Genomic DNA, 1,756 nt, shown 5'->3' with positions numbered 1-1,756 from the left:
CGGCTCCGGGCGGCCGGGCGGCGGGCCGACGCGCGCGTTGCGCTGGCGGAGGCGTCGGAGGCCTTCGAGCTGCTGGGCGCGGCGCCGTGGGTCGAGCGCACCCGTGCGTCGCAGCGACGCGCCGGCGAGCGGGCCGCCCCGACGCCGGTCTCGGCCCTCGCGCCGGAGGACCTCCGGCTCGCGGTGCTGATCGGCCGGGGGCTGACGAACCCGGAGATCGGCGCGATGCTCCACGTCAGCCGCAAGACCGTGGAGCGGCGGCTGACCGGGATCTACGCGACGCTCGGGGTCCGGTCGCGGACGGAGCTGGCCGCCCTCGTGGGGCAGGCCGCCGGCGAGGCCCGCGGGCGGTAGGCCGGGGCGGGAGGCGCCGCCGAGAGGGACCCGGGGCGGGAGGCGCCGCCGCGGTGGGACCCGGGGGCGGGGGCGCGGGCGCGGTGAGACCCGGAATCGACGTGCCGACCGTCAGACGACGACGCGGTAGCGCAGGTGCGTGACGCCGTCCTCGCCCTCGACGGTCGAGAGGCGCTCGAGCTCGACGTGGTCGGGCGGGAGGTTCTCGAACAGCCGTCGTCCCTGGCCGAGCAGGACGGGGATCAGGTGGAGGTGGAGCTCGTCGAGGGCGCCGGCGGCGAGGGCGTGCCGGGTGAGCCCGACGCCGTGCACCAGGACGTCCCGGTCGCCCGCCGCCGCCCGCGCCCGGTCCATCGCCTCCGCGACGTCCTCCAGGTAGGTCACGCGCGGCGGCGCGTCCTGCTGCAGTCGCGCCGCGTCGCGGTCGACGAAGAAGAGGGGCACGCCGTCGTGGTGGTCGCCGCCCCAGCCGTCGGTGAGGGTCCGCGTCCCGTGGCCGGTGACGACCGCGCCCGTCGTCATGAACGCGTCCCACACCTCGCCGTTGACGCCGGACGGTCGCTGGACGACCGGCTCGCCCGCCTTCGAGCCCATGAGCCAGTGGTGCAGGCGCATGCCCCCGTCGCCGAGGCCGTTGTCGATCCGCTCGTTCGGTCCCGCGATGAACCCGTCCAGGGACATCGACATGTACAGCACGCTCTTGGCCATCATCGGCTCCTTCGGTCGTGGGTGGTCCGAGGACCGTGGCGGCACGGCGAACTCATCGGCCCTCCGGGATCGCGAGGTCGCCCGCGGACCCGCGTCGGCGGACGGACCCCGCGGATCAGCGGCGCAGGAGCCGCACCGCGTGGTCGACGACCGGGCCGAGGACCGGGATCGCCTCGGCGGCGGCCTTCGGCGAGCCGGGCAGGTTCACGACCAGGGTGCGGCCGCGGGCGGCCGCCACGCCCCGCGAAAGCGGCCAGGCGTGCGTGTGCTCGCGCGACTCCAGCCGGAGCGCCTCGGCGATGCCGGGCACCTGGCGGTCGCAGGCGTCGAGCGTCGCCTCGGGCGTGACGTCGTCGATCGTGCAGCCGGTGCCGCCGGCGGTCAGGACGAGGTCGCAGCCGTGCTCGTCGGCGAAGCGCGCGATCGCGGCGGCGATCGCGGTCCGGTCGTCGGGGACGCGGTCGGCGGTGGCGACGTCGGCGCGGAGCGCGGCGGCGAGGTCGCGCAGCGCGAGGCTGCCCGGGTCGTCGGGCGGGCCCTCCGCGCGGGACGTCGAGACCGTGAGCAGCCCGACCCGGATCGGCGGGTCGAGCGGCTTGCGCGCGTCGCGGGCGCCGGCCACGGCCTGGGCCGGGGAGCGGGGCGCCGCGGAGGGAGCGGACGGCGACGACGGCCCCGGCACCGCGGCGGTCGG

At 77.8% G+C, this 1,756-nt stretch carries 3 protein-coding genes; 1 reads left to right on the top strand and 2 read right to left on the bottom strand.

Features of this window, described 5'->3' with window-relative positions:
* On the top strand, positions 1 to 354 hold a 354-nt coding region (locus PATMI_RS0109840), incomplete at its 5' end, for a helix-turn-helix domain-containing protein (protein ID WP_026910764.1).
* Between the two features lie 111 nt (positions 355 to 465).
* On the opposite strand, the gene PATMI_RS0109835 is transcribed toward PATMI_RS0109840, so the two are convergent.
* Positions 466 to 1,062, bottom strand: a complete 597-nt coding sequence (locus PATMI_RS0109835) for a dihydrofolate reductase family protein (RefSeq protein ID WP_051472348.1) — start codon at positions 1,060 to 1,062, stop codon at positions 466 to 468.
* 115 nt (positions 1,063 to 1,177) lie between these two features.
* Positions 1,178 to 1,756: MogA/MoaB family molybdenum cofactor biosynthesis protein (locus tag PATMI_RS0109830; RefSeq protein ID WP_245604143.1), on the bottom strand; the 579-nt coding region annotated here is incomplete at its 5' end.

This window comes from Patulibacter minatonensis DSM 18081 (assembly GCF_000519325.1).
In the GTDB taxonomy this organism is placed as follows: domain Bacteria; phylum Actinomycetota; class Thermoleophilia; order Solirubrobacterales; family Solirubrobacteraceae; genus Patulibacter; species Patulibacter minatonensis.
The sequence above is the reverse complement of the archived record's forward strand: the minus strand, read 5'-3'. Positions and strand labels throughout refer to the sequence as shown.

Bases quoted from the DNA above. Each gene is read 5' to 3' on its own strand.
- PATMI_RS0109835 (WP_051472348.1), bottom strand. From the start codon at position 1,062: ATGGCCAAGAGCGTGCTGTACATGTCGATGTCCCTGGACGGGTTCATC.